The sequence below is a fragment of the Jatrophihabitans sp. genome (assembly GCF_036388195.1).
Classification (GTDB): Bacteria; Actinomycetota; Actinomycetes; order Mycobacteriales; family Jatrophihabitantaceae; genus Jatrophihabitans_A.
In genome coordinates this window covers 16,918-37,948 of the sequence record NZ_DASVSG010000089.1, presented here as the reverse complement: position 1 = coordinate 37,948, position 21,031 = coordinate 16,918, and the positions used below count along the sequence as shown (strand labels likewise).

The 21,031-nt window shown below is 69.6% G+C and carries 22 protein-coding genes; 6 read left to right on the top strand and 16 right to left on the bottom strand.

The window, feature by feature from the left end:
• Positions 1 to 176 precede the first annotated feature (176 nt).
• Entirely contained in the window at positions 177 to 743 is a 567-nt protein-coding gene (locus tag VF612_RS09550; protein WP_408659621.1) for a hypothetical protein, read from the top strand.
• A 13-nt stretch (positions 744 to 756) separates the two neighbouring features.
• Here VF612_RS09550 and VF612_RS09545 read toward each other — a convergent pair whose 3' ends face one another.
• Entirely contained in the window at positions 757 to 1,329 is a 573-nt protein-coding gene (locus VF612_RS09545; RefSeq protein ID WP_408659620.1) for a hypothetical protein, read from the bottom strand.
• Positions 1,330 to 1,609: 280 nt separating this feature from the next.
• Between VF612_RS09545 and VF612_RS09540 the strand changes: the two genes are divergently transcribed.
• Positions 1,610 to 2,128: a helix-turn-helix domain-containing protein gene (locus VF612_RS09540; protein WP_408659619.1), complete on the top strand. Its 519-nt coding sequence runs from the start codon at positions 1,610 to 1,612 to the stop codon at positions 2,126 to 2,128.
• Positions 2,101 to 2,376, top strand: coding sequence for a helix-turn-helix domain-containing protein (locus tag VF612_RS09535; RefSeq protein ID WP_408659618.1), 276 nt, complete (start codon positions 2,101 to 2,103; stop codon positions 2,374 to 2,376). The genes VF612_RS09540 and VF612_RS09535 overlap by 28 nt, the downstream gene beginning before the upstream one ends.
• 325 nt (positions 2,377 to 2,701) lie before the next feature.
• On the opposite strand, the gene VF612_RS09530 is transcribed toward VF612_RS09535, so the two are convergent.
• The 9 genes from VF612_RS09530 to mshA all read right to left on the bottom strand — a co-directional run bounded on the left by VF612_RS09530 (position 2,702) and on the right by mshA (position 8,586).
• Complete coding sequence (locus VF612_RS09530) at positions 2,702 to 3,256, bottom strand: MauE/DoxX family redox-associated membrane protein (protein ID WP_408659617.1); 555 nt, start codon at positions 3,254 to 3,256, stop codon at positions 2,702 to 2,704.
• Between the two features lie 12 nt (positions 3,257 to 3,268).
• On the bottom strand, positions 3,269 to 3,829 hold the full coding sequence (locus VF612_RS09525; RefSeq protein WP_408659616.1) for a hypothetical protein: 561 nt from the start codon (positions 3,827 to 3,829) through the stop codon (positions 3,269 to 3,271).
• Positions 3,830 to 3,847: 18 nt separating this feature from the next.
• The gene (locus tag VF612_RS09520; RefSeq protein ID WP_408659615.1) at positions 3,848 to 4,030 is read right to left on the bottom strand and encodes a hypothetical protein; all 183 of its coding nucleotides are present in this window, start codon (positions 4,028 to 4,030) and stop codon (positions 3,848 to 3,850) included.
• 9 nt (positions 4,031 to 4,039) lie between these two features.
• Complete coding sequence (locus VF612_RS09515) at positions 4,040 to 4,546, bottom strand: hypothetical protein (RefSeq protein ID WP_408659614.1); 507 nt, start codon at positions 4,544 to 4,546, stop codon at positions 4,040 to 4,042.
• Positions 4,547 to 4,613: 67 nt separating this feature from the next.
• Entirely contained in the window at positions 4,614 to 5,120 is a 507-nt protein-coding gene (locus tag VF612_RS09510; RefSeq protein WP_408659613.1) for a hypothetical protein, read from the bottom strand.
• Between the two features lie 2 nt (positions 5,121 to 5,122).
• Complete coding sequence (locus VF612_RS09505; RefSeq protein WP_408659612.1) at positions 5,123 to 5,845, bottom strand: hypothetical protein; 723 nt, start codon at positions 5,843 to 5,845, stop codon at positions 5,123 to 5,125.
• Positions 5,846 to 5,950: 105 nt separating this feature from the next.
• Complete coding sequence (locus VF612_RS09500) at positions 5,951 to 6,691, bottom strand: phosphoglyceromutase (RefSeq protein ID WP_408659611.1); 741 nt, start codon at positions 6,689 to 6,691, stop codon at positions 5,951 to 5,953.
• Between the two features lie 31 nt (positions 6,692 to 6,722).
• Entirely contained in the window at positions 6,723 to 7,262 is a 540-nt protein-coding gene (locus VF612_RS09495) for a YbjN domain-containing protein (RefSeq protein ID WP_408659610.1), read from the bottom strand.
• A 22-nt stretch (positions 7,263 to 7,284) separates the two neighbouring features.
• Complete coding sequence (gene mshA, locus VF612_RS09490) at positions 7,285 to 8,586, bottom strand: D-inositol-3-phosphate glycosyltransferase (protein ID WP_408659609.1); 1,302 nt, start codon at positions 8,584 to 8,586, stop codon at positions 7,285 to 7,287.
• A 126-nt stretch (positions 8,587 to 8,712) separates the two neighbouring features.
• On the opposite strand from mshA, the gene VF612_RS09485 reads away from it, so the two are divergent.
• Positions 8,713 to 9,474 (top strand): SDR family NAD(P)-dependent oxidoreductase, encoded by a 762-nt coding sequence (locus VF612_RS09485; protein WP_408659608.1) that lies wholly within the window; start codon positions 8,713 to 8,715, stop codon positions 9,472 to 9,474.
• A gap of 92 nt (positions 9,475 to 9,566) precedes the next feature.
• On the opposite strand, the gene VF612_RS09480 is transcribed toward VF612_RS09485, so the two are convergent.
• The 5 genes from VF612_RS09480 to VF612_RS09460 all read right to left on the bottom strand — a co-directional run bounded on the left by VF612_RS09480 (position 9,567) and on the right by VF612_RS09460 (position 17,015).
• The gene (locus tag VF612_RS09480) at positions 9,567 to 10,841 is read right to left on the bottom strand and encodes a GGDEF domain-containing protein (RefSeq protein ID WP_408659607.1); all 1,275 of its coding nucleotides are present in this window, start codon (positions 10,839 to 10,841) and stop codon (positions 9,567 to 9,569) included.
• A 593-nt stretch (positions 10,842 to 11,434) separates the two neighbouring features.
• Entirely contained in the window at positions 11,435 to 12,616 is a 1,182-nt protein-coding gene (locus VF612_RS09475; RefSeq protein ID WP_408659606.1) for an MFS transporter, read from the bottom strand.
• 204 nt (positions 12,617 to 12,820) lie between these two features.
• A complete protein-coding gene (locus VF612_RS09470) occupies positions 12,821 to 13,855 on the bottom strand; it encodes a GGDEF domain-containing protein (RefSeq protein WP_408659605.1) in 1,035 nt (344 codons plus the stop codon).
• A gap of 665 nt (positions 13,856 to 14,520) precedes the next feature.
• Positions 14,521 to 15,909, bottom strand: coding sequence for an MFS transporter (locus VF612_RS09465; protein ID WP_408659604.1), 1,389 nt, complete (start codon positions 15,907 to 15,909; stop codon positions 14,521 to 14,523).
• 83 nt (positions 15,910 to 15,992) lie between these two features.
• Complete coding sequence (locus VF612_RS09460) at positions 15,993 to 17,015, bottom strand: UDP-N-acetylmuramate dehydrogenase (protein ID WP_408659603.1); 1,023 nt, start codon at positions 17,013 to 17,015, stop codon at positions 15,993 to 15,995.
• Between the two features lie 124 nt (positions 17,016 to 17,139).
• On the opposite strand from VF612_RS09460, the gene VF612_RS09455 reads away from it, so the two are divergent.
• Entirely contained in the window at positions 17,140 to 17,904 is a 765-nt protein-coding gene (locus VF612_RS09455) for a class I SAM-dependent methyltransferase (protein WP_408659622.1), read from the top strand.
• 48 nt (positions 17,905 to 17,952) lie between these two features.
• A complete protein-coding gene (locus tag VF612_RS09450) occupies positions 17,953 to 19,698 on the top strand; it encodes an FAD-dependent oxidoreductase (RefSeq protein WP_408659602.1) in 1,746 nt (581 codons plus the stop codon).
• 6 nt (positions 19,699 to 19,704) lie between these two features.
• On the opposite strand, the gene VF612_RS09445 is transcribed toward VF612_RS09450, so the two are convergent.
• A complete protein-coding gene (locus tag VF612_RS09445) occupies positions 19,705 to 21,030 on the bottom strand; it encodes a formimidoylglutamate deiminase (RefSeq protein WP_408659601.1) in 1,326 nt (441 codons plus the stop codon).
• Position 21,031: the final 1 nt, after the last annotated feature.

Below are 21,031 nucleotides of genomic sequence, written 5' to 3'. Positions count from 1 at the left end.
TGAGATACCTCTATAGCTGTGGATCGGCAGTTGCCGCAGGCTTAACCGCATCGGCTGTCGTTCATACATTTGGCGGCGGCCTGGGAATTGGACTCGCATTACTTACATACTCTATTATTGACATTGCGTCCACAGTTATTGTGTTGGTCCTGGCTCGACAAACGCATGTGCTTCGGATGTTTACCAAGCCCTCCGCGCACGCAGTTGAGATTTCTACTCAGTGCTTGGGCGTAGCTCTTGCCGGGCTCCTCAGCTGGCATGTCGCACTCGGAATCCTGGTCGTCCCCGCGGTCCTACTCGTCCACCGTTGGTCGCTGCGCGAAACCGTCAAGACCGAGGATGCCTTCGACGCCGAGACGGGATTGTGGTCAGAGACCGCCTGGCGGGTGCAAGCGCAGCAGAAGCTCCACGACACCCACGGCCACGTCGCCTTGCTCATGATCGATCCTGATGAGGCCGGCCAGGAGCGCCAGATCCTCGAGTCCATCGAGTCCGGCCTCAGCCCGTCGGACCTGCTTGGCCGGTATGGCACCCGCCAGATCGTGGTGCTGATTCCGGTCGGCCGGGCCCAAGCAGGCCGCTTCCTCAGCGCCGGCTTCCGGGCCGACCTCGCCAACTCCGGCATCAAGGCGGCGCTCGGTTGCGCGACCACGGATGACTCCGAGCTAGAGGGGCTGCTGATCGAGGCCATGTCCGATCTGATGGCTCGGCGTGCCGCGGCAGGCGTCGACCGAAGTTGGTAAGGCGGCTGGCTCGCTAGTCGCTTTCGGCTTCCCCGGTCTCTTCGATGGCCGACATCAGAACACCTTCAAGGAACGACAGCACCGACGCCAGCGCAGTCTGGCCCTCTAACTTCTCGGCCCTGCTCCGGTTGCCCAGCTCCAGCAGCAGATCGGTGACCTGGCGCCGCTCGGCGCTCGTGAAACCCGAGATATCCAGCGACCCGACCTGGGCCGGTGACGCCGGGACCGGTGAGGCCGCGTCAGAAGGCGCCGTGAACGCCCGGATCAGCCCCGCCACCGCCTGGGCCTGCTCGATCGTCAGCGCACCGGTCGAGGCCGGCAGCATCGACGCCAGCAACGACCGATCCTCTGACACATCGATCTGGAACTGGGTCGCGTAGCTCAGCACCACCTCACGGGCGTCGACCCCGAGCGCGCTCGCGGTGCCCTCGATGACCGCCCGGGACTTCGGCCAGCCCTTGACGTCACCCTTGCTGATCTTGCCGAAGGTCTGGTACGGCACCGAGCCACCCGAGCGCTCTTCCAGTTGCCGCAGGGTCAAGCCGGTGGCAAGCTTCTGACGGACCAGTTGCGCGATCGTCGGCACTTGCCCGGAACGTGGGTCAACCATGGTGTTGATCGACCCCTCTCGTTGCTGAGCGGCGCGCTGCCGTCTGCGGTGGTCCCGGGGATGCTCCGGGCGTCTACCAAAGGTAAAGGTAACCCAGCCTTCCTAGCCCCGGATTCTCCGAACTAAATATCAGTGATCGCGATAATGAGTGTCTATCACTGCACGACGTTTGTCAATGTCAACTTGACAGATATGCGGCTAGCACGCGACGATTTGAGGGCACCAACGACGCCCGATCCCCCTGAGGAGAAGCTGGATGAGGTTACGAAGCGCCGAGACACTGCGGGCGCTGATGCGCCAGCAGAACCTGTCCCTGAGCGCCTTGGCATCGGCCGCGCAGTGCTCCAAGAGCTTCATCTCGCACCTGCTGTCCGGCCGTCGCAGCACCTGCACCGACGAGTTGGCCAGCCGCATCTCCTCAGCGTTGGACGTGCCCGTGCACGTTCTGTTCCTGCCCTCTAAGTCAGTCAGTGATAGACGCGCTGATGCTCGGCGTTTGCCGCTACCCACCGGCATCCGGGAACGGATCGGCTACCACCCGAACGGATCCGAGGGTCGTCGCCGCGCGCGTCCCACGATCACCGAGCAGCAGGCTCGGTTCGACTCCCGAGGCGGCTGGGAACCGCAGCGGGTCCTGTTGGGGGACAGGGGGAAGGCGGTGGGGTGGCTTACCCGCTCACTCCACCGCCGCCTGCCCCGCGGCATCGTTGTAGCCGGCCAGTCATCTGCTCCGGAGGTGAGCGCCCCGTGCAACTTCGAAGCCGCGACGCGCTGATCATCTGCCTGGAGGCGACCGGCATGTCCGAGCGGCAACTCGCCCGGGTCGCCGGCCTCGGGCATGCCACGGTCAACCATCTGGTCACCGGCCGCCGCACGCGCTGCTCGCTGGCGACCGCACGCGCCATCGAGACCGCGCTCGGCTGCGCGGCAGGGACGCTGTTCGAGGAACCCCAGCTCGAGGACGATCCGCAGTGGGATCGGTTCGGTGGTCAGAGCCGGCACCCAAAACCGCTGAGGGCCTAAGCTCGCCGCACACCCGCGAGCAGCCCCCCGAAGGAGGTGTGTTCGATGACGCGTACCTGGAACTGGGGCTAAGCCCGCTGGCGGCCGTCATGCCAACGGAAGTGACAAGGAGGTGTTCGGATGGCGCGTCACTGGAACTGGGGATAAGCCCGCTGGCGCATCCGTCATGCCAACGGAAGTGACAAGGAGGTGCTCGAATGGCGCGTCATTGGGACTGGGACTGAGCAAGCGGGGATGAGCACGACCGTCTGACCGGCAGAGGAGGTGTGTTCGATGGCACGTCACTGGGACTGGAGCTGACCCGAGCAAGGCAGGCACCGCCGCCTCATCGCGAACGGCGGCTGGCAGCGCCCCGTGTGCTCGACCAGGTCGCGAGTCCCAGCACCACTGCGCCGACCGTGATCGAGAGCAGCCCGGAGCGCAGGTTGCTGGCGCCTGCCAGCGGGTCGGTCAACCACGCTGAGCCCGCGGCCAGGCCCAGTGCCGCCGCACGCAGAAAGCTGACCGGACCGAATCGATCGTGCGCGCCGGTGCAGCCGCAGGCGATTCCGGAGAAACCGTGGCGGCGAGCGAGCACGCCCAGGTAGCAGAGGAAGGCGACGGCCAGCGCCACCGCCAGCGCCGCCCCCAGCCGCACCACGAGGAGCACCTGCCTCAGGTCCGGCCCGAGCACTGCCGCGCATCCCGCCGCTGCCGCCAGTTCGGCCAAGGGCACCAGCCGCCCCACGGCCGGCACCCGGCGGGGCGCGATGATCGCGTGGGCGCGCAGCACGCCGCGGAACTGCGCCGGTGCCCTGAGCTTCCAGATCGCGCTCACTGCCAGCGTCACCGCGCATCCCAGGATCAGCGCGCTGGCGGTGAGCGACACAGCGTCAGCCATCGGTCGCGGAGGTCAACGGCCGAGCAGGAACGCGGCCACCAGCAGCGCGACGAAGCCGCCCGACAGCATCGCTTGCAACGCCGCCGCCGACCGGTCCCAGGCATCTGACCAGGACGGCCAGCGATCCTCAGGATCGTCGTAACGCACAGCCGCCATCGTCATCAGCAGCCGGCCCAGGCCGAACCCGACTCCGGTCGACACCGCCCCGATCGGGCTGCTGACCAGTGCCACCGCGACCACCACCGCGTAGGGCAACGAGCTGGTGACATAGGTGCGGATCCCGGTGCCGAGCTCGAAGCCGAACTCGAACGAGCCCAGGTAGGGCCCGTGCCGGAAGACGGTGTGCGGGATCAGCCGGGCGTTCTGGGGGAGCGCAAAGCTGACGACCCTGAATTCGCGCAGCAGCAGCACGCCGCAGGCGCCGTAGACCACCAGCCAGCCGAAGCCGAATGCCGCCCAGCGAATCAGCGAGCCGAGCACCAGCACGCCGGCGGCGCTGACGACGGCACCCACCAGCAGGCCGGCGCCCAGCGCCGCTTCAGGTCCTCCTCGCCAGACCGGCGAGCTCAGCACGAAGGCCGAGTTGCGGCTTCACGTCGACCCGCTGACGGCGAAGCCCGCGATGGCCCCCATCATCAGCCACAAGAGCGGCTGGCTGCCGGCCGTGGCTGCCAGCAGCAAGGCGCAGCCGGCCAGCAATGTCAGCAGCGACACCCCCGACCACGGGTGCAGCGCCGCCCCGGGGCGGCGATCACCGAGCTTGGGAGCAGCCAAAGCCCCCGCCTAACTGACCCGGTACTGGCAGACCGCGAAGTAGGGTCCCTGACGCGCGCCGCCGAGCCGGTCGTAGCTGTAGTTGCCGTCAGAACAACGGTAGATGTGCCCACCCGTGCTCCACCGCCAGGCGTTCTTCTTGGTGGTCGACGCGCCGCAGGCTGTGGAGATCGGGGTGTAATAGTCGTGGCCGTTGTAGACGTTGAACGTGCCGCTCTTGAACCAGCCGCTGGAGCACCACGCGGGACCGATCCTGCTGCTGCCGTAGCAGGCGGCGGGGTAGCCGCTGCCATCAGTGGACGCCTGCTCGCCGTAGCCGCTCGGGTAAGCGTCTGCGCAGGTGTTGGAGTTCCACCCGGTCAAGCCGCCCGGCCCCGTCTCGGCGTAGGCCTTGCGCTGAGCAGAGGGCAACGTCCACCCGACGGCCGTCCAGCCGATGGTCGCGGCCGACAGCGTGAGCGCCTGCAGGACCGTCCGGCGCGAGATCGCCGCTCGCGGCTGACGCGGGGCAGCCACGGCGGCCGCCGCTGGGGTGGTGACTACCGGTGGAACTTCGACATCGGCGACATCCGCCAGGCTCCAACTACGCATAATGGATCGCTCCCCTATCCGCCTCGGCGGTTGCTGTGACGATGGATAGTGCGTCGGCGCCGTTCAGCGGTAGCCGGATCGTGTCGATCCGCCCTGAGGTGTCGACGTGCATCAAGGTGGGCGGCGTGAGCGGGGCGAGTTCGGACCACAGCGCGCGGTCGGCGCGGACCTCGCCCGACCAGTGCGGCGCCCACACGCCGGGGTTGTCGTAGGTCAGCAGCACCGTCGCATCGCCGGCGTGGGCGCCGAGCGCCTCGACGACTTCGTGGCACAGCGGGCACCCCGAATCCACGGCCAGCAGCCAGCCGCCCGACATCCAGGTGACTCGGACGTCTGCCAGCGCGTCCTCGGCACGCGATCCGGGTCGTGGCTCGGTGAGCAGCCGCGACAACCGGTCAGTGCGCTCGCGCAGCACCATGATCTCGCGGAGCAGGGCCGCGCAAACGCAGAAGACGATCAGCAACCCGGCACAGAGCACGCCGAGCACCGCGCTCTGCATGCTCACGCGGCGTGCTGCCAGTCGATGCGCAGCCCGTCGGTCCAGTCCAGCAGGACGTCGTCCGGCACTCCACGCGGCGCAGGTACCAGCTCGACGAGCGCACGGGGAAAGGCGAGCAGATAGTCCGCGCGCCGGGCGGCCGACAAGCCGGCCCGGTCCGGCCGGTTGGCATTGCGCCAGAGCTGGCCATGCTGGGTCGCGGAGCCACGCCACTTCGGCAGCGAGCTGGGCGAAGCTGCCGCGATGCTGAGGTCAGCCAGGCCGGCGCAGATGATCACCGTTGTCTCAGAGAACAGCGACACCATCGAACCCGACCGAAGCCGCACGGTCATGCCCTCGGCAGAATCGCGGATGTCGACCGAGTCGAAGACCCCGAGCACACGTGAATTCGTAGGCGCGGGGCCGGGGAACACCGTCATGACCTCGTGGTGGTCGCCGATCAGCGTGGCGATAGTGGTGTCCTCATCCTCGCTTCGCGACACCCGCACCTCACGGCGATCGGCCGTCATCAACCGCCCGACCAGCTTCGCGTCGTGCATGACATCGCGCTGCAAGTTGTCGTGGTAGTTAGGCCCGCCGACCTGGAAGCCCCTGGAGTAGGAGCTTCCGGCGAACCGGATCTGGCTTGCCATGGTCTCGATCTCGAAAGGCAGCGCGGCGCTGTCCAGCGTGAGTCGGGCTCCACTTGGGGTGAGAAAGCTGAACCGCGACTGCTTCGCTGTCATCGAGCACGACCTTCACATCAAATCAACAAGCGTTGATCACTGCACCCTAGATGAAGGATGTGATGCAGACAACACTGTTTTCCTCTAAATATAAGGCAAAAACAGTCATCTACCTTGGTTGGCCACTCCCTGGATGGCGGCCTCGGCGGCCGCCGGGTCCAGGTACTCCCCGGGCCGCACCGGCAGCATGGTCTTCTCGTCGAGCTCGTACCGCAGCGGAATCCCGGTCGGGACGTTCAGCGACACCACCGCATCGTCGCTCAACCCGTCCAGGTGCTTGATCATCGCCCGCAGCGAGTTGCCGTGCGCGGCGATCAGCACGGTGCCGTTGCGCAGGTCCGGGACGATCGCGTCGTAGAAGTACGGCAGCATCCGGGTCACCACGTCGGCCAGGCACTCGGTACGCGGCACCGTGGTCAGCAGGTCGGCATAGCGGTCGTCGCCGACCTGGCTGTACTCGTCGTCCTTGGCCAACGGCGGTGGCGGCACGTCATAGGACCGGCGCCACAGCATGAACTGCTCGTCACCGAACTCGGCTCGCACCGCCGCCTTGTCCTTGCCCTGCAGCGCGCCGTAGTGGCGCTCATTGAGCCGCCAGCTGCGCCGCACCGGGATCCAGTGCCGGTCGGCGGTATCCAGCGCGATCTGCGCGGTCCGGATCGCCCGGCGCAGCAGCGACGTGTGCACCACCCCAGGCGCCAGCCCGTGCTCGCGCAGCAGCTCCCCCGCCCGCTTGCCTTCGGCCACGCCGGCTTGGGTCAGGTCGACATCGACCCAGCCGGTGAACAGGTTCTTGCGATTCCAGTCGCTCTCACCATGACGAAGCAGCACGAGGGTGGCGGTCATGGAGCCAATCCTGCCAGGTCACTGCCGGCGCTCAGCGAGCGCGCTTGACGAAGCCCTCGAAGGCGGCGAGGTTGGCCATCGACTCGCCCCGGCTCTCCCGCCAGGCCCATTCCCGCTTGATCGAGGACCCGAAGCCCAGCTCCAGCAGCGTGTTGAACGCCGAGTCGGCATAGTCGAGCACCACGCCGAGCAGCCGGTCGACCGACTGCGGCGTCACCGCGGCCAGCGGCCACCGGCCGGTCAGGTAGATGTCGCCGCTGTCGTCGATCGACCAGTACACCCCGAACATCCGGGCGTTGTGCGCGAGCAGCCAGCCGTGCACCTGGGCCACGTTCTCGTCGGGCTTGCGCACCACGAACGCCTCGACCGCCAGCCCCTGGCTGCCGACCACCAGCCAACAGGCGGTCTTCAGCCGCTTCTGCCCGGGCAGGTTCACCACGAACGCGCCGGGCTGCGGCTCCTGGTGCTCCACCTCGGCCTCGGCGAGCGCCTGCCTGATCGCGGCGACGGCTTGATCCTGCTGGTCGGCTTGGCCTTGCTGGTCGGCATAGTCGGGCTGGTCGGCGGTCATGGCCTGCCCATCGACCCAGCAGTCACCGCGAGTCCGAGCCGGTGAGCGCGAGCGATCCGAAGTCGGCGACCACATCCCGGTACGCGGCCAGCAGGCCGTCCGCGGTGTGCCGCCAGGAGAACTGCTCGGCATGCAGCCGGGCAGCCACACCCAGCGCGGCCCGCCGTTGGGGCGCGCGCAGCAACCCACCCAGGACGTCGGCCCAGTCCTCGGTGCGATGGCTGCCCACCAGCGCCCCGGTCCGGCCGTCCGCCACCGCGGTCCGCAGGCCACCCACCCCCGCGGCCACCACCGGCACACCACACGCCTGGGACTCCAGCGCCACCAGGCCGAAGGACTCGTTGTAGCTGGGCACCACCGTCAGATCCGCCGCGGTGTAGAAGTCCGCCAGCCGGGACCGCGAAGCCGGCGGCTCGAACCGCACCCGGTCGGCGATCCCCAGCTCCGACGCCAGCCGTGACAGGGCCAGCGGGTCATTGACGCCCGAGCCGCTCGGCGCGCCCACGATGACCACCTGCAGCCGCCGCGCGAGCTCCGGGTCCAGTTCGACCAGCCGGGCCACGGCCCGCAGCAGGACGTCCGGCGCCTTCAGCGGCTGCAACCGCCCGACGAACAGCAGCACCAGCGCGTGCTGCGCGATGCCCAGCCGGTCGCGGGCTGGCCGGGCCACCCGGGGACGGAAGATGTCCAGATCCACGCCGGGCGGGACGGTCACGATGCGGGTGGGGTCGGCGTCGTACCAGTTGATCAGCTCCTTGGCCTCGTCCTCGGTGTTGGCGATCAGCCGGTCCGCCTCCGCGACCACCTGCTGCTCGCCCACGATCCGGGCCAGCGGCTCGGGGGCATCGCCGGCGGCCAGGTACGCGTTCTTGGTCCGGGCCAGCGTGTGGGCGGTGTGCACCAGCGGGACGCCCCACCGTTCCCGCGCCAGCCACCCGACCTGGCCGGACAGCCAGTAGTGCGAGTGCACGACGTCGTACCAACCCGGCTCGTGCTGGGCCTCGGCCCGCAGCACCGCCGCGGTGAAGGCACACAGCTGGCCCGGCAGGTCCTGCTTCGACAGTCCCTCGAAGGGCCCGGCCGTCACATGCCGGACGATCACCCCCGGCTCGACCTCGACCACCCGGGGCAGCCCGGAGGAGGTGGCCCGGGTGAAGATCTCCACCTCGACGCCGGAGTCGGCCAGCCGGCGCGCCGTCTCCAGGATGTAGACGTTCATGCCGCCGGCATCGCCGCCGCCCGGCTGTTCCAGAGGTGAGGTGTGCACGCTGAGGGTGGCTACCCGTTTCGGCAATGTGCCGTGCCTTGCTACCCGCGCTGACATCTCGCGTCGCACGCCCTGTCGCACATCGCCCCCTGGTTCGCCGCTGCCTGGCCCAGCTCTGTCGACCCACAACACCGAACCACCCCCGATCATGCCGCACCTGCCCAGATCGGTGAGAATGGAGCCATGGCAACCTCGCGCGGACTGGCAGTGGTGACCGGGGCGTCCAGCGGGATCGGCGCGGCGACCGCCCGGCAGCTCGCCTCGGCCGGCTTCACCGTGTGGGCGTGCGCCCGGCGGGTGGACCGGCTCGCGGAGGTGGCGGCCGCCAGCCCGGCGATCACCGCGGTCACCCTCGATGTCACGTCGGCGGACTCGGTGGCCGAGCTGACCGCCCGGGTGAACGCCGAGCGCGATGGCCTGGCATTGCTGGTGAACAACGCCGGCGGGGCGGTCGGGCTGGAACCGGTCGCCGAGGCCGATCCGGCGGACTGGCTGACCATGTTCCAGACCAACGTGCTGGGCGCGATGCGGGTGACCCAGTCCCTGTTGCCGGCGCTGGAGGCCGGTTCCGGCGGCCATATCGTGCTCACCGGCTCGATCGCCGGCTACTCGGTCTACGAGGGCGGGGCCGGCTACTCGGCAGCCAAGTACGCCGCCCGCGCGATGATGGAGACTCTGCGGCTGGAGCTGAACGGCCGACCGATCCGGGTGTCGGAGGTCGCGCCCGGCCTGGTCGCCACCGAGGAGTTCTCACTGGTGCGCTTCCGCGGCGACGCCGCCCGCGCCGCCGCGGTCTACGACGGGGTCGCCGAGCCGCTGACCGCCGAGGACGTGGCGGACGTGATCACCTTCGTGGCCACCCGGCCGGCGCACGTGAACATCGACCTGGCAGTGGTCAAGCCGCTGGCCCAGGCCGCCCCGTACAAGCTCGACCGGCGCCGCTGACCGCCTCACGCGGCTGAACCCCCGTCAGAGCAAAGCCGTCCGAGCAAGCAAAGCCGTCCGAGCAAGCAGAGCCCGTCCGAGCACCAGAGCCGTCAGAGGGTGACGGATTCCACCCGGTCGCGGCCGGCGCTCTTGGCCGCGTACAACGCGCTGTCAGCCACGTGCAACAGGCTCTCGACGTCGCCGGCGCTGTCCGGGTAGAGCGCCAGGCCGATCGACGCGGAGAAGCCGCCGAGCGGCACCGCCGGCGCGTCCGGGCTGAAGACCTCGAGCTCGCGCACCCTGGCCAGGATCCGGTCGCTGACGGCCCGTGCGGTGGCCAGGTCGACCTCGGGCAGGATCGCGACGAACTCCTCACCGCCGAATCGGCCGATGCTGTCGTACTGGCGCAGCTCAGCGGTCAGCCGTTCGGCGACCGCGACCAGGACGGCATCGCCGACCAGGTGCCCGTGGGTGTCGTTGACTTCCTTGAACCGGTCCATATCGATGATCATCACCGCCACGGTGTGCCGGTCCCGGGCAGCACGGGCCAGCTCCTTCTGCGCGACCTGGCGCCAGGCCACGGCGTTGAGCAGCCCGGTCTTCGGGTCGGTGGTGGCGGCCACTTCGAGCTGCTTGATCAGCGCGCCCCGTTGCAGGACCACCATCGGGACGATGCTGAGGGCGGTCAGCCACGGCGTGTACATCACCGTCAGCGCGGTCATGCCACCCAGGCACAGGGTCGCCACCTCGAGGCCGTTCTCCTCGGCGGTGCCGAACAGCGCGCGGACCGGCAGCGGCCGCGCCGCGAGGAAGATGGCTCCGGCGGTCATGGTGGTGTTGACCGCGGTGTAGATGACCATGGTCAGCAGCACGATCGCGGCTTCGCTGGCGCTGCCGGACATGCCGTCCAGGTGCGACGTGGTCATGTGCAGCACCGCGGAGCTGGTGAGGCAGGGCAGCACCACGTTCGCGGCGTTGAATGCCTGGCGGTACAGGCGAACGCCGGCGCGCAGCCGGAGCACGGACATGGCCAGCGCGATCAACAGCGCCAGCAGAGCCGACAAGCCCGGGGGCAGGGCGATGACGCCAGCGAAGGTCCAGACCGAGGTCATGTCGACCCGATGGCTGTCAGCCATCCGGATCCGCATCCGCTCGATGCGCGGGGAGATCAGCTGGAAGGCGGCGAACAGGGCGGCCAGCATCCCGAACCGCATCAGATCCGTACGGTCCACCGTCTGGGTCACCACGGCGGCGACCGTCCAGACGACGGCCGCCAGCTCGGCAAGCAACAGGTACCGCAGGAGATCGTTGGGCAGTGACCACAGCTCCCAGGACCGGGGCGCCAGCTTGCTGCGCTTCCCCGGTTCCGGCAGAGCCACCGTCATCCCGTTTGTACTCCAGACCAATCGCGTGCTGCGAGCCTTCACAGTAACGGCTTCGTAGCAGTGTGTCACCGTATCGGCCGGAGGCGGCAGATGGGTGACAGAGAGCGACCGACCTACGTAAGATCTGTGACCACGGCGCCCTATAGCGCACTTATGGCCGGACTGGCAACTTACCTCCTGCCTTGTCTGGCCATGACCTTGCAGCAGTTCTGTGGCAGGATGCTCACAGTAATCTTATATGCGCATAACTCAGGCAAGGAGGATAAAAATGTACAACCACGGTAGGTAGAGCTCGGCGCAGGTCGAAAAAATACGTCCCAGCCAAAAAAGATCTGGCGGATGTCTTGGGAGATCTCCCCGGCCGCCGATCAAACCCCCGAAAGCAGGCCCCACGTGAACAACCACAACTGGCAGCCCGCCCTGACTGAGCGCCCCGTCCGGACCCACGAACGAAAGGGCGCCCCCGTCATGAACAACCACAGCTGGTAGTAGCCCGACCCCACTGCGCCTGGCCCCGACCGAACGAAGAGGCTCCCCCATGGACAACCACAGCTGGTAATCGCTTGCGGAAAGCTGCGCCCGGACGGCGCCGATCAGCTCTGGCTACTCACCCTGGCCCAGAGCACGGTGAACCACACCGCGAGCCCCGCCGCTACTCCGCCCGCCAGGCCCACCGCCGAGGCAGCCCCGAACCGGCTCGCCACTATCCCTCCCAGCAGGATCCCGATTCCCTGGGCAGCAAGCAGGCCCGACGCGGCGACGCCGACCGCTTGGGCCCGCCTGTTGTCCGGGATGGCGCGGATGTACTCGGTGACGACCTGGACCTGATACGCAGTGGCGGCGCCGCTGATCGCCCAGAGCACGATGGACACCGCGATTCCCGGACGCAGCCAGCAGACCACCAGCGGCAGGCCGCCGATGATCGCGAGGGGGGGCATCCAGGCCGGCCGGGACGCGCTCGGCACCAGCCTGATGAACAGGTAGGTGCCGATGGCGGTGCCGGTCGGGCAGGCAGCCATCAGCAGCCCGACACCGGCGGCGCCGGCGCCGAGTGAGTGCGCATACGGCGGCGCCACTCCCTCGGGAACCACGTAGAGGCCCAGCAGCCAGGAGAATCCGAGCAGCGTCCGCAGCTTCGGGGTCTTGGCGACCAGCTTGGCGCCGGCGGTGACCGAGGCCAGGTAGCTCGGCTCGCCGTCGCCGGACTGCCTGGCCGGCGCAGGCCGGCGGCGAACGCCGAGAGTGATCAGCAACGCCGATACCGCGAAGGTGAACGCGTCGATGGCGAGACTGGCCCGGGCGCCGATCGTCGCCACCGCGATCCCGCCGAAGGCGAATCCGCCCAGCTGCGCCAGCTGGTTGGTGATGGTCCGCAGACCCGTCCCGACGATGTAGGTCTCACCGGGCAGGATCTCGGGAAGCAGCGCGGACTCCGCGGCGCTGAACGGCGAGCCGACGAGCACCACGAGCACCAGCAGGGCGCAGACCAGCCAGAGCGACGTTCCCGGGATCGCCATCATCGCGAGCAGCACCGCGCGCATCAGGTCCCCGGCGATCAACACCCGGCGGCGGGGCATCCGGTCGGCAAGCCCGGCCAGCAGGGCGCCACCGATCAGCGCGGGCAGGAAGGTCAAGGCATAGGTCACCGCGGTCAGCAGCGCCGACGCGGTCCGTTCGAACACCAGCACCGACAGAGCGACCCGAGCAAGCTGGTCGCCGGCCATCGACTGGGCATCGGCGAGCCAGAGCACCCGGAACTCAGGAAACCGCAGCACATCGACAAACGTGACGCGCGAGGGGGCCTGGACATTTGACACGTTCTGGATCTACCTCACCTTCGGTGACACGGTAGCCGTTGAACCGGCCACCGGATACACCAGGTGCTCATTCGAACACAGAATAGGAGCCAGATTCACCGAGCGGGACGGGCCAGATCTCACACAGTGGCTGAATGGCAACCAAGGTGTGCTCCGTGTTCCCTACAGCGGGCACACCACGACACGATTGCGGCCGGCCCGCTTGGCCGCGTACAGCGCGGAGTCCGCGGCGTGCAGCAGGTCCTCCAGCTCGGCGCCGTGCTCGGGATAGCAGCTGATCCCGATCGAGGCCGACAATCCCGTCATCGGCGGCTGCCCCTGCACCGGGGCGGCCACCTGGAGCAGTTGGATCTGCTGCCGGACCCGCTCGGAGATGCCGACCGCGGTCAGCTCGTCCACCCCGCAGAGGACCGCGACGAACTCCTCGCCGCCGAAGCGGCCGATCGCGTCGTACTGGCGCAGCTCGTGGACCAGGCTGTCGGCCACCGCCCGGAGCACGGCGTCACCGGCGATGTGGCCGTGGGTGTCGTTGACCAGCTTGAAGTTGTCCATGTCGATGATGAGCAGGGCGGCGGACTCGTGCTCCCGATGCGCCCGGGCCAGCTCGCGCTGCGCCATGTGCTGCCAGGCCGCGGCGTTGAGCAGCCCGGTCTTGGCGTCGGTGGTGGCCGCGATCTCCAGTTGCTTGGTGAGCACGCTGCGCTGCAGGACGAACAGCGGCGGCACCACCAGCACGCTCCACAGCGGCTGGTACGCCAGCGCCAGCGCGGTCAGCCCACCGAGGCACAGGGTCGCGAACTCCAGCGTCACGTCCTGCCGGTTCTCCAGCAGGTCGCCGAGCTTCACCGGGCGGACCGCCAGGTAGATGGCCAGGAACAGGACGACGAAGTTGACGGTCGCGTAGACCAGCATGGCCACCACGACGGCGAAGATGGCCCGGAACGCCTGCGCCGACTCGTCGATCCCGGTGGTGAAGAGGTTCAGCACGAGCCGGGAGGTCAGGCATGAGGCGATCACCACGGCGGCGCCGAACACCTGCCGGTACGCCCGCATGCCACTATGCCGTTCGTGGCGGATCCAGGCATAACCGAGCACGACCACACAGAGCAGCACAGCGAGGGCCGGCGGCAGGACCAGCGCCCCGGCGAACGTCCACACCGAGGTCATATCGACGTGGCCGTATGCTGCCAATCTCACCCGTAAGCGGGCAATTCGATTCGAGATCTCCTCGAAAACAACCCACAACGCGAGCAAGATCCCGAGCCGGGCAACATCCGAGACAACAGGCTCAGTGTTGATTATGAGACACAAAGACACTAGGAACATCAGGGCGTCGACCGCGAGCACGAAAGCCAACATCGCCCGCGGGGTGGCCCACAGGTCCCACGAGCGGACCCTGGCCAGCGGCGATATCGGTGTGCCGCGTGCTGTTCGAGACATACACCCCACCCGGTTGTTCCTGCATCGAAAGCTAGTGGATCGCCGTCCGGTTGTCATCCTGACAACTGCTCATATGCAGAGAATCCCCGGATACTAGCTGATACCTCCACCTAATCACCCTAAAGCCGTGGAAAGGAGGCGCGGACATGCTCGATAACTGGCGCTGGCCCTAAACCAATGGGCAGCCCATCCGATTGAGGTCATAGGAAAGGTCGCGTGATCGACCCTGGCGCTGGCCCTGATCAACAGCTCATCGTCCCAGCTACCCCGAAGGAGGGTCCACCTTGCTCCGCAACTGGCGCTGGTCCTGATCCCCGGCAAGCCGTCCCGCTAACCCCTGAGGACGCCCCCACAGAACCCCCGAGGAAGCCCCGCAGAATCCCCCGGAAAGCCCAACCGCGCCGGCCGGAACCGAACCGGTCTCAGGCCGAGGATCGGTCCTCGGCCACCCGGTTCTCGGCCACCACATCCTTCGCCACCAGATCCCCGGCCACCAGATCCCCGGCCACCCGCTCCTCGGCCACCCGGTCCTCGGCCACCCGGTCCTCGACCGACGCCGCCAGCCGGATCGGTTCCGCCACTTGTGGATGCAGCCGCGCCGGACTGGCGCGATGCCAACTCCAGGACAGGCCCACGGCGAGCGCCGTGCCCAGCAGGCCGGCGCTCGCGACGGCTGCGTTGACTCCCCACAGGCCGGCGACCGCGCCGCCGAGCAGGATCCCGAATCCCTGCACGGCCAGCAACCCGGACGAGGCGATGCCGATCGCCTGGCCGCGCTGCTGGTCGGGCACCGTACGGACGAACTCGGTGATCACCTGGACCTGGTAGCCGAAGAACAGCCCAGCCACCGTCCACAGCACCAGTGACAGGACCAGGTTGGGATGCAGGCCGCACAACGCCAGCGGCAGCCCGACCGCGGCAGCCATCGGCCCCATCCAGCGCGGACGCTGCTCGGTGGGGACGAACCGAACCCACAGGTACGTACCGAGCGCGGTGCCGGCCGGCATCGAGGCCATCAGCAGGCCGGTGGCGACGGCGCCGTGGTCGAGGTCGTAGGCGTAGGGGGCGGCCACCCCTTCGGGCACCACATACAGGCCCGCCAGCCAGGACAGCCCGAGCAGGATACGCAGCCTCGGGTCGTGGAAGATCAGCCGCAGGCCCGAGACCACCCCACTCAGGACGCCCGGGCCGACGCTGTGCTGCGCCGAGGGTTCGGCGATCGCCGCCGGCCGGGCCTTGACCGCGAGCCTGATCAACACCGCCGACAACGCGAAGGTCGCCGCGTCGAGGGCAAGGCCGGCCCGGGCGCCGATCAGCGCGATGACCAGGCCGCCACCTGCGAAGCCGGCCAGCTGGGCCACCTGGTTGGTGATGGTGCGCAGGCCGGTGCCCACGATGTAGTACTCGCCGTCCAGGATGATCGGCATCAGCGAGGACTCCGCCGCCATGAACGGGGCTTCGGTCAGCACGGCCACCACCAGCAGCGAGCAGAGCAGCCAGATCGGCACCCGTGGGATGGCCATGCATCCCAGCAGCACGGCCCGGATCAGGTCGCAGCCGATCATCACCTGGCGCCGGGGCAGCCGGTCGGCAAGCCCGGACAGCAGCACCCCGCCGAGCATCGCCGGCACGAAGGTCAGGGCGTAGGCAAGGGCGGTGAGCAGTGCGGAGGCGGTTCGCTCGAACACCAGCACCGAGAGCGCGACCCGGGCGAGCTGGTCTCCGATCGCCGACTGGGCGTCAGCCACCCACAGCACTCGGAATTCGGGAATTCGGAGGACAGCAGCGAAGGTTACGCGATCGCTGGCCAACCCGATCCTCGCAATTCGTGGTGTCCGATGTGGCTTAATACGTTAGCCGGTCGACGGCCCACATACGCACCGTATCGGATAGTTTAGAAAGCACAATTCCTCAGGTGCGCCTCTGGCCCGAGCCGGATGCCGAATCTGGCCTGGACGCCGTCCCGGATCTCGGCGGCAAGCTCCAGCAACTCCGCCGTGGTGGCCCCGCCGCGATTGGTCAGGGCCAGGGTGTGCTTGGTCGAGACCGACACCGTGCCGCGGCCGCGATCCAGGCCCCAGCCCCGGCAGAAACCGGCCTGCTCGATGAGCCAGGCGGCCGATAGCTTGGTCCGGCCGTCGGTCTGCCAGCGGGGGCAGCCCTCGGCCGCGGCCGGCACCTCGTCCAGCAACGGGTTGACGAAGAACGACCCGACGCTCCAGCTGTCGTGGTCGGCCTCATCCAGCACCATGCCCTTGGAACGACGAAGGTCCAGCACGGTGTCGCGGACGTCGGCAAGCGGGGCGCTCTGGCCCGGCTCGATGCCCAGCCGGCGGGCCAGCTCCAGGTACCGGACCGGTGCGGACAGCGGGCTGCGCGTCAGCCGGAAGGTCACATCCAGCACCACGAAGCGGTCGGTGTGCTTGAACGCCGAGGTGCGGAAGCCGAACTCGCACCGCTCCGGCCCCCAGGGTTGCACCATCCGTTCCAGCCGGTCATAGACCCGCAGGCCGGTGAGCACGTCGGCCACCTCGGAGCCATAGGCGCCGACGTTCTGCACCGGCGTCGCCCCGGTCGATCCGGGGATGCCCGACATGGTCTCCAGCCCGGCGAGCCCGTCGGCGACGGTCGCGGCCACCAGATCGTCCCAGGGAACCCCGGCGGCGACGGTGACGAGCTGTGCGCCGTCGGACTCCTCCCGGCTGATCGTGTCCGAGGCGACCCGGATCACCAGCCCCGGCCAGCCGGCGTCCCCCACCACCAGGTTCGACCCGCCGCCGACCAGCAGGACCGGCTCCCCCGCGGCATCCGCGGCCGCCACCAGCCGCACCAGCTCGTCGCTGCTGGCAGCTACCTCGACCCGGCCGGCGGGGCCTCCCAACCGCAGCGTCGTCAGCTCGGCAAGGGTGGTAGGCACAGCAATCAAGTTTAGGTGTTCCGCGGCAGCGCCCAGGACGCGCCGCAAGCCCGAGGATCGGGAAGAATCGGCGCTCGTGACCAAGCAGCCCCGGCTGGCAGCCGGCCGGGCCAGGGCCCTGGGGATGCCGACCCGGGGCACCACCAATCCGAATCGGCTGCGCCGGATGGACAACTGGATCGCAGCCGAGCTCGCCGAGCCGCTGCGCCGGGCGGCCGTGCCGCTGGTGATCGATCTCGGCTTCGGCCACAGCCCGGTCACCGCCGTGGAGCTGCTGGGCAGGCTGCGCCGGAGCCGGCCCGACGTCGAGGTGCTCGGCCTGGAGATCGACCCCGAGCGGGTGGCCGCCGCCCAGCCGGCAAGCGGGCCCGGGCTGAGCTTCGGGCTGGGCGGTTTCGAGCTGGCCGGCCGGCATCCGGTTCTGGTCCGGGCGGCGAACGTGCTGCGGCAGTACCCGCCGGCCGCGGTGGCCGACGCGTGGCAGCGGATGCAACGGCAGCTGGCGCCCGGCGGCGTGATCGTCGAGGGCACCAGCGACGAGCTGGGCAGGCGGGCCAGCTGGGTGCTGCTGGACGCCGACGGCCCGCGGAGCCTGACCCTGAGCTGCCGGCTGGAGCACCTTCGGCGACCCTCGGAGGTCGCCGATCGGCTGGTCAAGGCGCTGATCCATCGCAACGTGCCGGGTGAGCCGATCCACCGGCTGCTGCGGGCGATGGACGCTGCCTGGGACCTGCACGCTCCGCTGGCCGCGTTCGGGCCACGGCAGCGCTGGCAGGCAATGGCCGCCACCATGACTGCAGACTGGCCGGTATTGAGCACTCCGCGGCGCCACCGGCTCGGCGAATTGACCGTCCAGTGGGCCGCGGTAGCCGGTGAGCCCGCGGAATAGACGCGCGTAGACAATTTATCTATGCAATAGGTGTTAAGGAATCAGCACATGGCAGTCACACAGGCGGAGCTGAACCCGTCCGCGCAGGCCTTCGACTTCGACGTGCTGGTGATCGGGTCGGGGTTCGGGGGCAGCGTGACGGCGCTGCGCCTGACCGAGAAGGGCTACCGGGTCGGCGTGCTCGAGGCCGGCCGCCGCTTCGACGCGGACACGCTGCCCCGGACCTCCTGGGACCTGGCCAACTTCCTCTGGGCGCCGAGGCTCGGCCTGACCGGCATCCAGCGGATCCACCTGCTCAAGAACGTGGTGATCCTGGCCGGGGCCGGCGTCGGCGGCGGGTCGCTGAACTACGCCAACACCCTGTACGAGCCGCCCGAGCCGTTCTACTCCGATCCCCAGTGGGCGCACATCACCGACTGGCGTTCGGAGCTGGCGCCCTGCTACGCCCAGGCGAAGAAGATGCTGGGGGTGGTGGCCAATCCCACCATCACACCCGCGGATGTCGAGATGAAGCGGCTGGCCGAGCAGTTCGGCAAGGGCGACACCTTCGGCCCGACCCCGGTCGGGGTGTTCTTCGGCAGGGACGGCCGCAAGGAGCCCGGCCAGCGGGTGCCGGACCCGTTCTTCGGCGGCGCCGGGCCCGAGCGCACCGGCTGCATCGAGTGCGGCGAGTGCATGACCGGGTGCCGGCACGGAGCCAAGAACACCCTGACCACGAACTACCTGGCGCTGGCCGAGCGGGCCGGCGCCACCGTCCACCCGCTGACCACCGTGACCGGCGTCCGGCCGGCCACCGGCGGTGGCTACCTGGTCACCGCGACGGCCACCGGCAGCTGGCGTCCCCGCCGCGACAGCCGGGAGTACACCGCTCAGCAGGTGGTGTTCTCGGCCGGGGCCTACAACACCCAGAAGCTGCTGCACCAGCTGCGGGCCAGCACGCTGCCCAGGATCTCCGCCCGGCTGGGGCAGCTGACCCGGACGAACTCCGAAGCCCTGCTCGGCGCCGTCACCGACGACCCCCGCGCCGACTACACCCGGGGCGTCGCCATCACCTCGTCCTGGCACCCGGACCCCGACACCCATATCGAGCCGGTCCGCTACGGCCGGGGCAGCAACGCGATGGGGCTGCTGAGCACCGCGCTCACCGAGGGCGGCAGCCCAGGCAGCCGGCTCCGGCAATGGCTCCAGGTGGCAGCGCGCAATCCGAAGGTCATCCTGCGGACGGTGGTGCCCCGGCACTGGTCGGAGCGGACCATCATCCTGCTGGTGATGCAGTCGCTGGACAACTCGATCACCGTGCGGCTGCGCAAGCGCCGGCTCGGACGTCCGAAGCTGACCTCGACCCAGGGCATCGGGGAGCCCAACCCGTCCTGGATCCCGGTGGCCAACCAGGCCGCCCGCCAGCTGGCCGACAACATCGGCGGGGCGCCGGGCGGCACCTGGGGCGACCTGTTCAACGTGCCGATGACCGCCCACTTCATCGGCGGCTGCCCGATCTCCGACTCCGCCGAGACCGGGGTGATCGACCCCTATCACCGGCTCTACGGCTACGGCGGCCTGCATGTGGTGGACGGCTCGGCGCTGTCGGCCAACCTGGGCGTCAACCCGTCGCTGTCGATCACCGCGCTGGCCGAGCGGGCCGTGGCGCTCTGGCCCAACAGCGGCGAGCCCGATCCGCGCCCGCCGCTGGGCCAGCCCTATCGCCGGCTGGACCCGGTGCCACCGGTCCGTCCCGCGGTGCCGGCCGCTGCCCCGGCCGCCCTGCGGCTCGGCCCGACCCGGCTCACGTCCTAACCCTGGTCAGGCCCACAACGGGGCGATCGCCTCGGCCAGCAGGCCGGCCACGTCGCCCAGGACGTGCCGGCCACCGGACACCACCACCCGGCCGTCGACCAGCACCGTGTCGACGTCGGCGGCGCCGGCCACCAGCACCAGCTGCTCGGGCAGCGCGCCGGCGGTCCGGACGGTGTCCAGCCGCAGCGCCACCAGGTCGGCCCGCTGGCCGGGCGCCAACTGCCCGGCGTCGGGCCAGCCCAGGCTGGCGTGACCGGCCCGGGTCAGCGCCTCGACCAGCGCCGCCGGGCTGAACCGGCCGCGCTGCAGGGTGGCCAGCCGGGCGTCGAGCTCCAGCGCGCGGGCCTCCTCGAGCAGGTCCACGCTGGCGTTCTGGTCGCTGCCCAGCGTGATCGGCGCACCCGCGGCCGCCAGCTGCGGCGCCGGCCCGATGCCGTCGGCCAGATCGCGCTCGGTGGTCGGGCAGAAGCTGACGTTGGTGCCGGTCCGCCCGTACAGCGCGATGTCGTCGTCGCTGAGATGGGTGGCGTGCACGGCGGTGTGCAGCGGGCCACCGAAGCCGTGCGCGGCCAGCAGCTCGGTAGGGGTGCAGCCGTAGTACCCGCGGGTGGCCTCGTTCTCGACCGGCTGCTCGGAGACGTGGACGTGCAACGGCCGGCCCGCGGCGGCCACGACCACCGGGCCGAGCTCCCCGGCCGGCACCGCCCGGACCGAGTGGATCGCCGCGCCGATCCGGACGCCGTCGGACTCCGCCTGGGCAAGCTGAGCCACCCGCTGCTGCCAGCCGGCCGCGGAGCCGTCGCCGAACCGGCGCTGCACCTCCTCCAGCGGCAGGTGCCCGGCCGGTCCCAGGCCGCCGCTGAGGTAGCAGGTGTCCAGCAGGGTGATCCGGATGCCGGCGTCGCCCGCCGCCCTCAGCAGCGCGTGCCCGAAGGCGTTCGGGTCGGGGTAGCGGCTGCCGTCGGCCCGGTGGTGCAGGTAGTGGAACTCACCCACCACCGTGACGCCGGCCAGCGCCATCTCGGCGTAGACGGCCCGGGCCAGCCGGTAGTAGCCCTCCGGCTCCAGCCGCCGGGCCAGGGCGTACATCCGGTCCCGCCAGGTCCAGAAGGTGCCTCCGTCGCCGTGGGTACGGCCGCGCAACGCGCGATGGAAGGCATGGCAGTGGGTGTTGGCGAACCCCGGCAGCACCAGGCCGGGCAGCCGGACGTCCTGATCCGCCGGGGGCGTCCCGGCCTCGACGCGCGCCCAGCGGCCGCCCTCGGCGACCAGCCTGACCTGCTCCGCCACGCCGCCGGGCAGCCAGCCGTAGGGCGCCCAGTAGCTGGTCATC

Excerpts from the sequence above, each read along its gene's own strand:
- VF612_RS09550 (WP_408659621.1), top strand. The coding sequence starts at position 177 with ATGTTTACCAAGCCCTCCGCGCACGCAGTTGAGATTTCTACTCAGTGC.
- VF612_RS09540 (WP_408659619.1), top strand. The coding sequence starts at position 1,610 with ATGAGGTTACGAAGCGCCGAGACACTGCGGGCGCTGATGCGCCAGCAG.
- VF612_RS09530 (WP_408659617.1), bottom strand. The coding sequence starts at position 3,256 with ATGGCTGACGCTGTGTCGCTCACCGCCAGCGCGCTGATCCTGGGATGC.
- VF612_RS09510 (WP_408659613.1), bottom strand. The coding sequence starts at position 5,120 with ATGCAGAGCGCGGTGCTCGGCGTGCTCTGTGCCGGGTTGCTGATCGTC.
- VF612_RS09505 (WP_408659612.1), bottom strand. The coding sequence starts at position 5,845 with ATGACAGCGAAGCAGTCGCGGTTCAGCTTTCTCACCCCAAGTGGAGCC.
- VF612_RS09500 (WP_408659611.1), bottom strand. The coding sequence starts at position 6,691 with ATGACCGCCACCCTCGTGCTGCTTCGTCATGGTGAGAGCGACTGGAAT.
- VF612_RS09495 (WP_408659610.1), bottom strand. The coding sequence starts at position 7,262 with ATGACCGCCGACCAGCCCGACTATGCCGACCAGCAAGGCCAAGCCGAC.
- mshA (WP_408659609.1), bottom strand. The coding sequence starts at position 8,586 with ATGTCAGCGCGGGTAGCAAGGCACGGCACATTGCCGAAACGGGTAGCC.
- VF612_RS09485 (WP_408659608.1), top strand. The coding sequence starts at position 8,713 with ATGGCAACCTCGCGCGGACTGGCAGTGGTGACCGGGGCGTCCAGCGGG.
- VF612_RS09480 (WP_408659607.1), bottom strand. The coding sequence starts at position 10,841 with ATGACGGTGGCTCTGCCGGAACCGGGGAAGCGCAGCAAGCTGGCGCCC.
- VF612_RS09455 (WP_408659622.1), top strand. The coding sequence starts at position 17,140 with ATGCCGACCCGGGGCACCACCAATCCGAATCGGCTGCGCCGGATGGAC.
- VF612_RS09450 (WP_408659602.1), top strand. The coding sequence starts at position 17,953 with ATGGCAGTCACACAGGCGGAGCTGAACCCGTCCGCGCAGGCCTTCGAC.
- VF612_RS09445 (WP_408659601.1), bottom strand. The coding sequence starts at position 21,030 with ATGACCAGCTACTGGGCGCCCTACGGCTGGCTGCCCGGCGGCGTGGCG.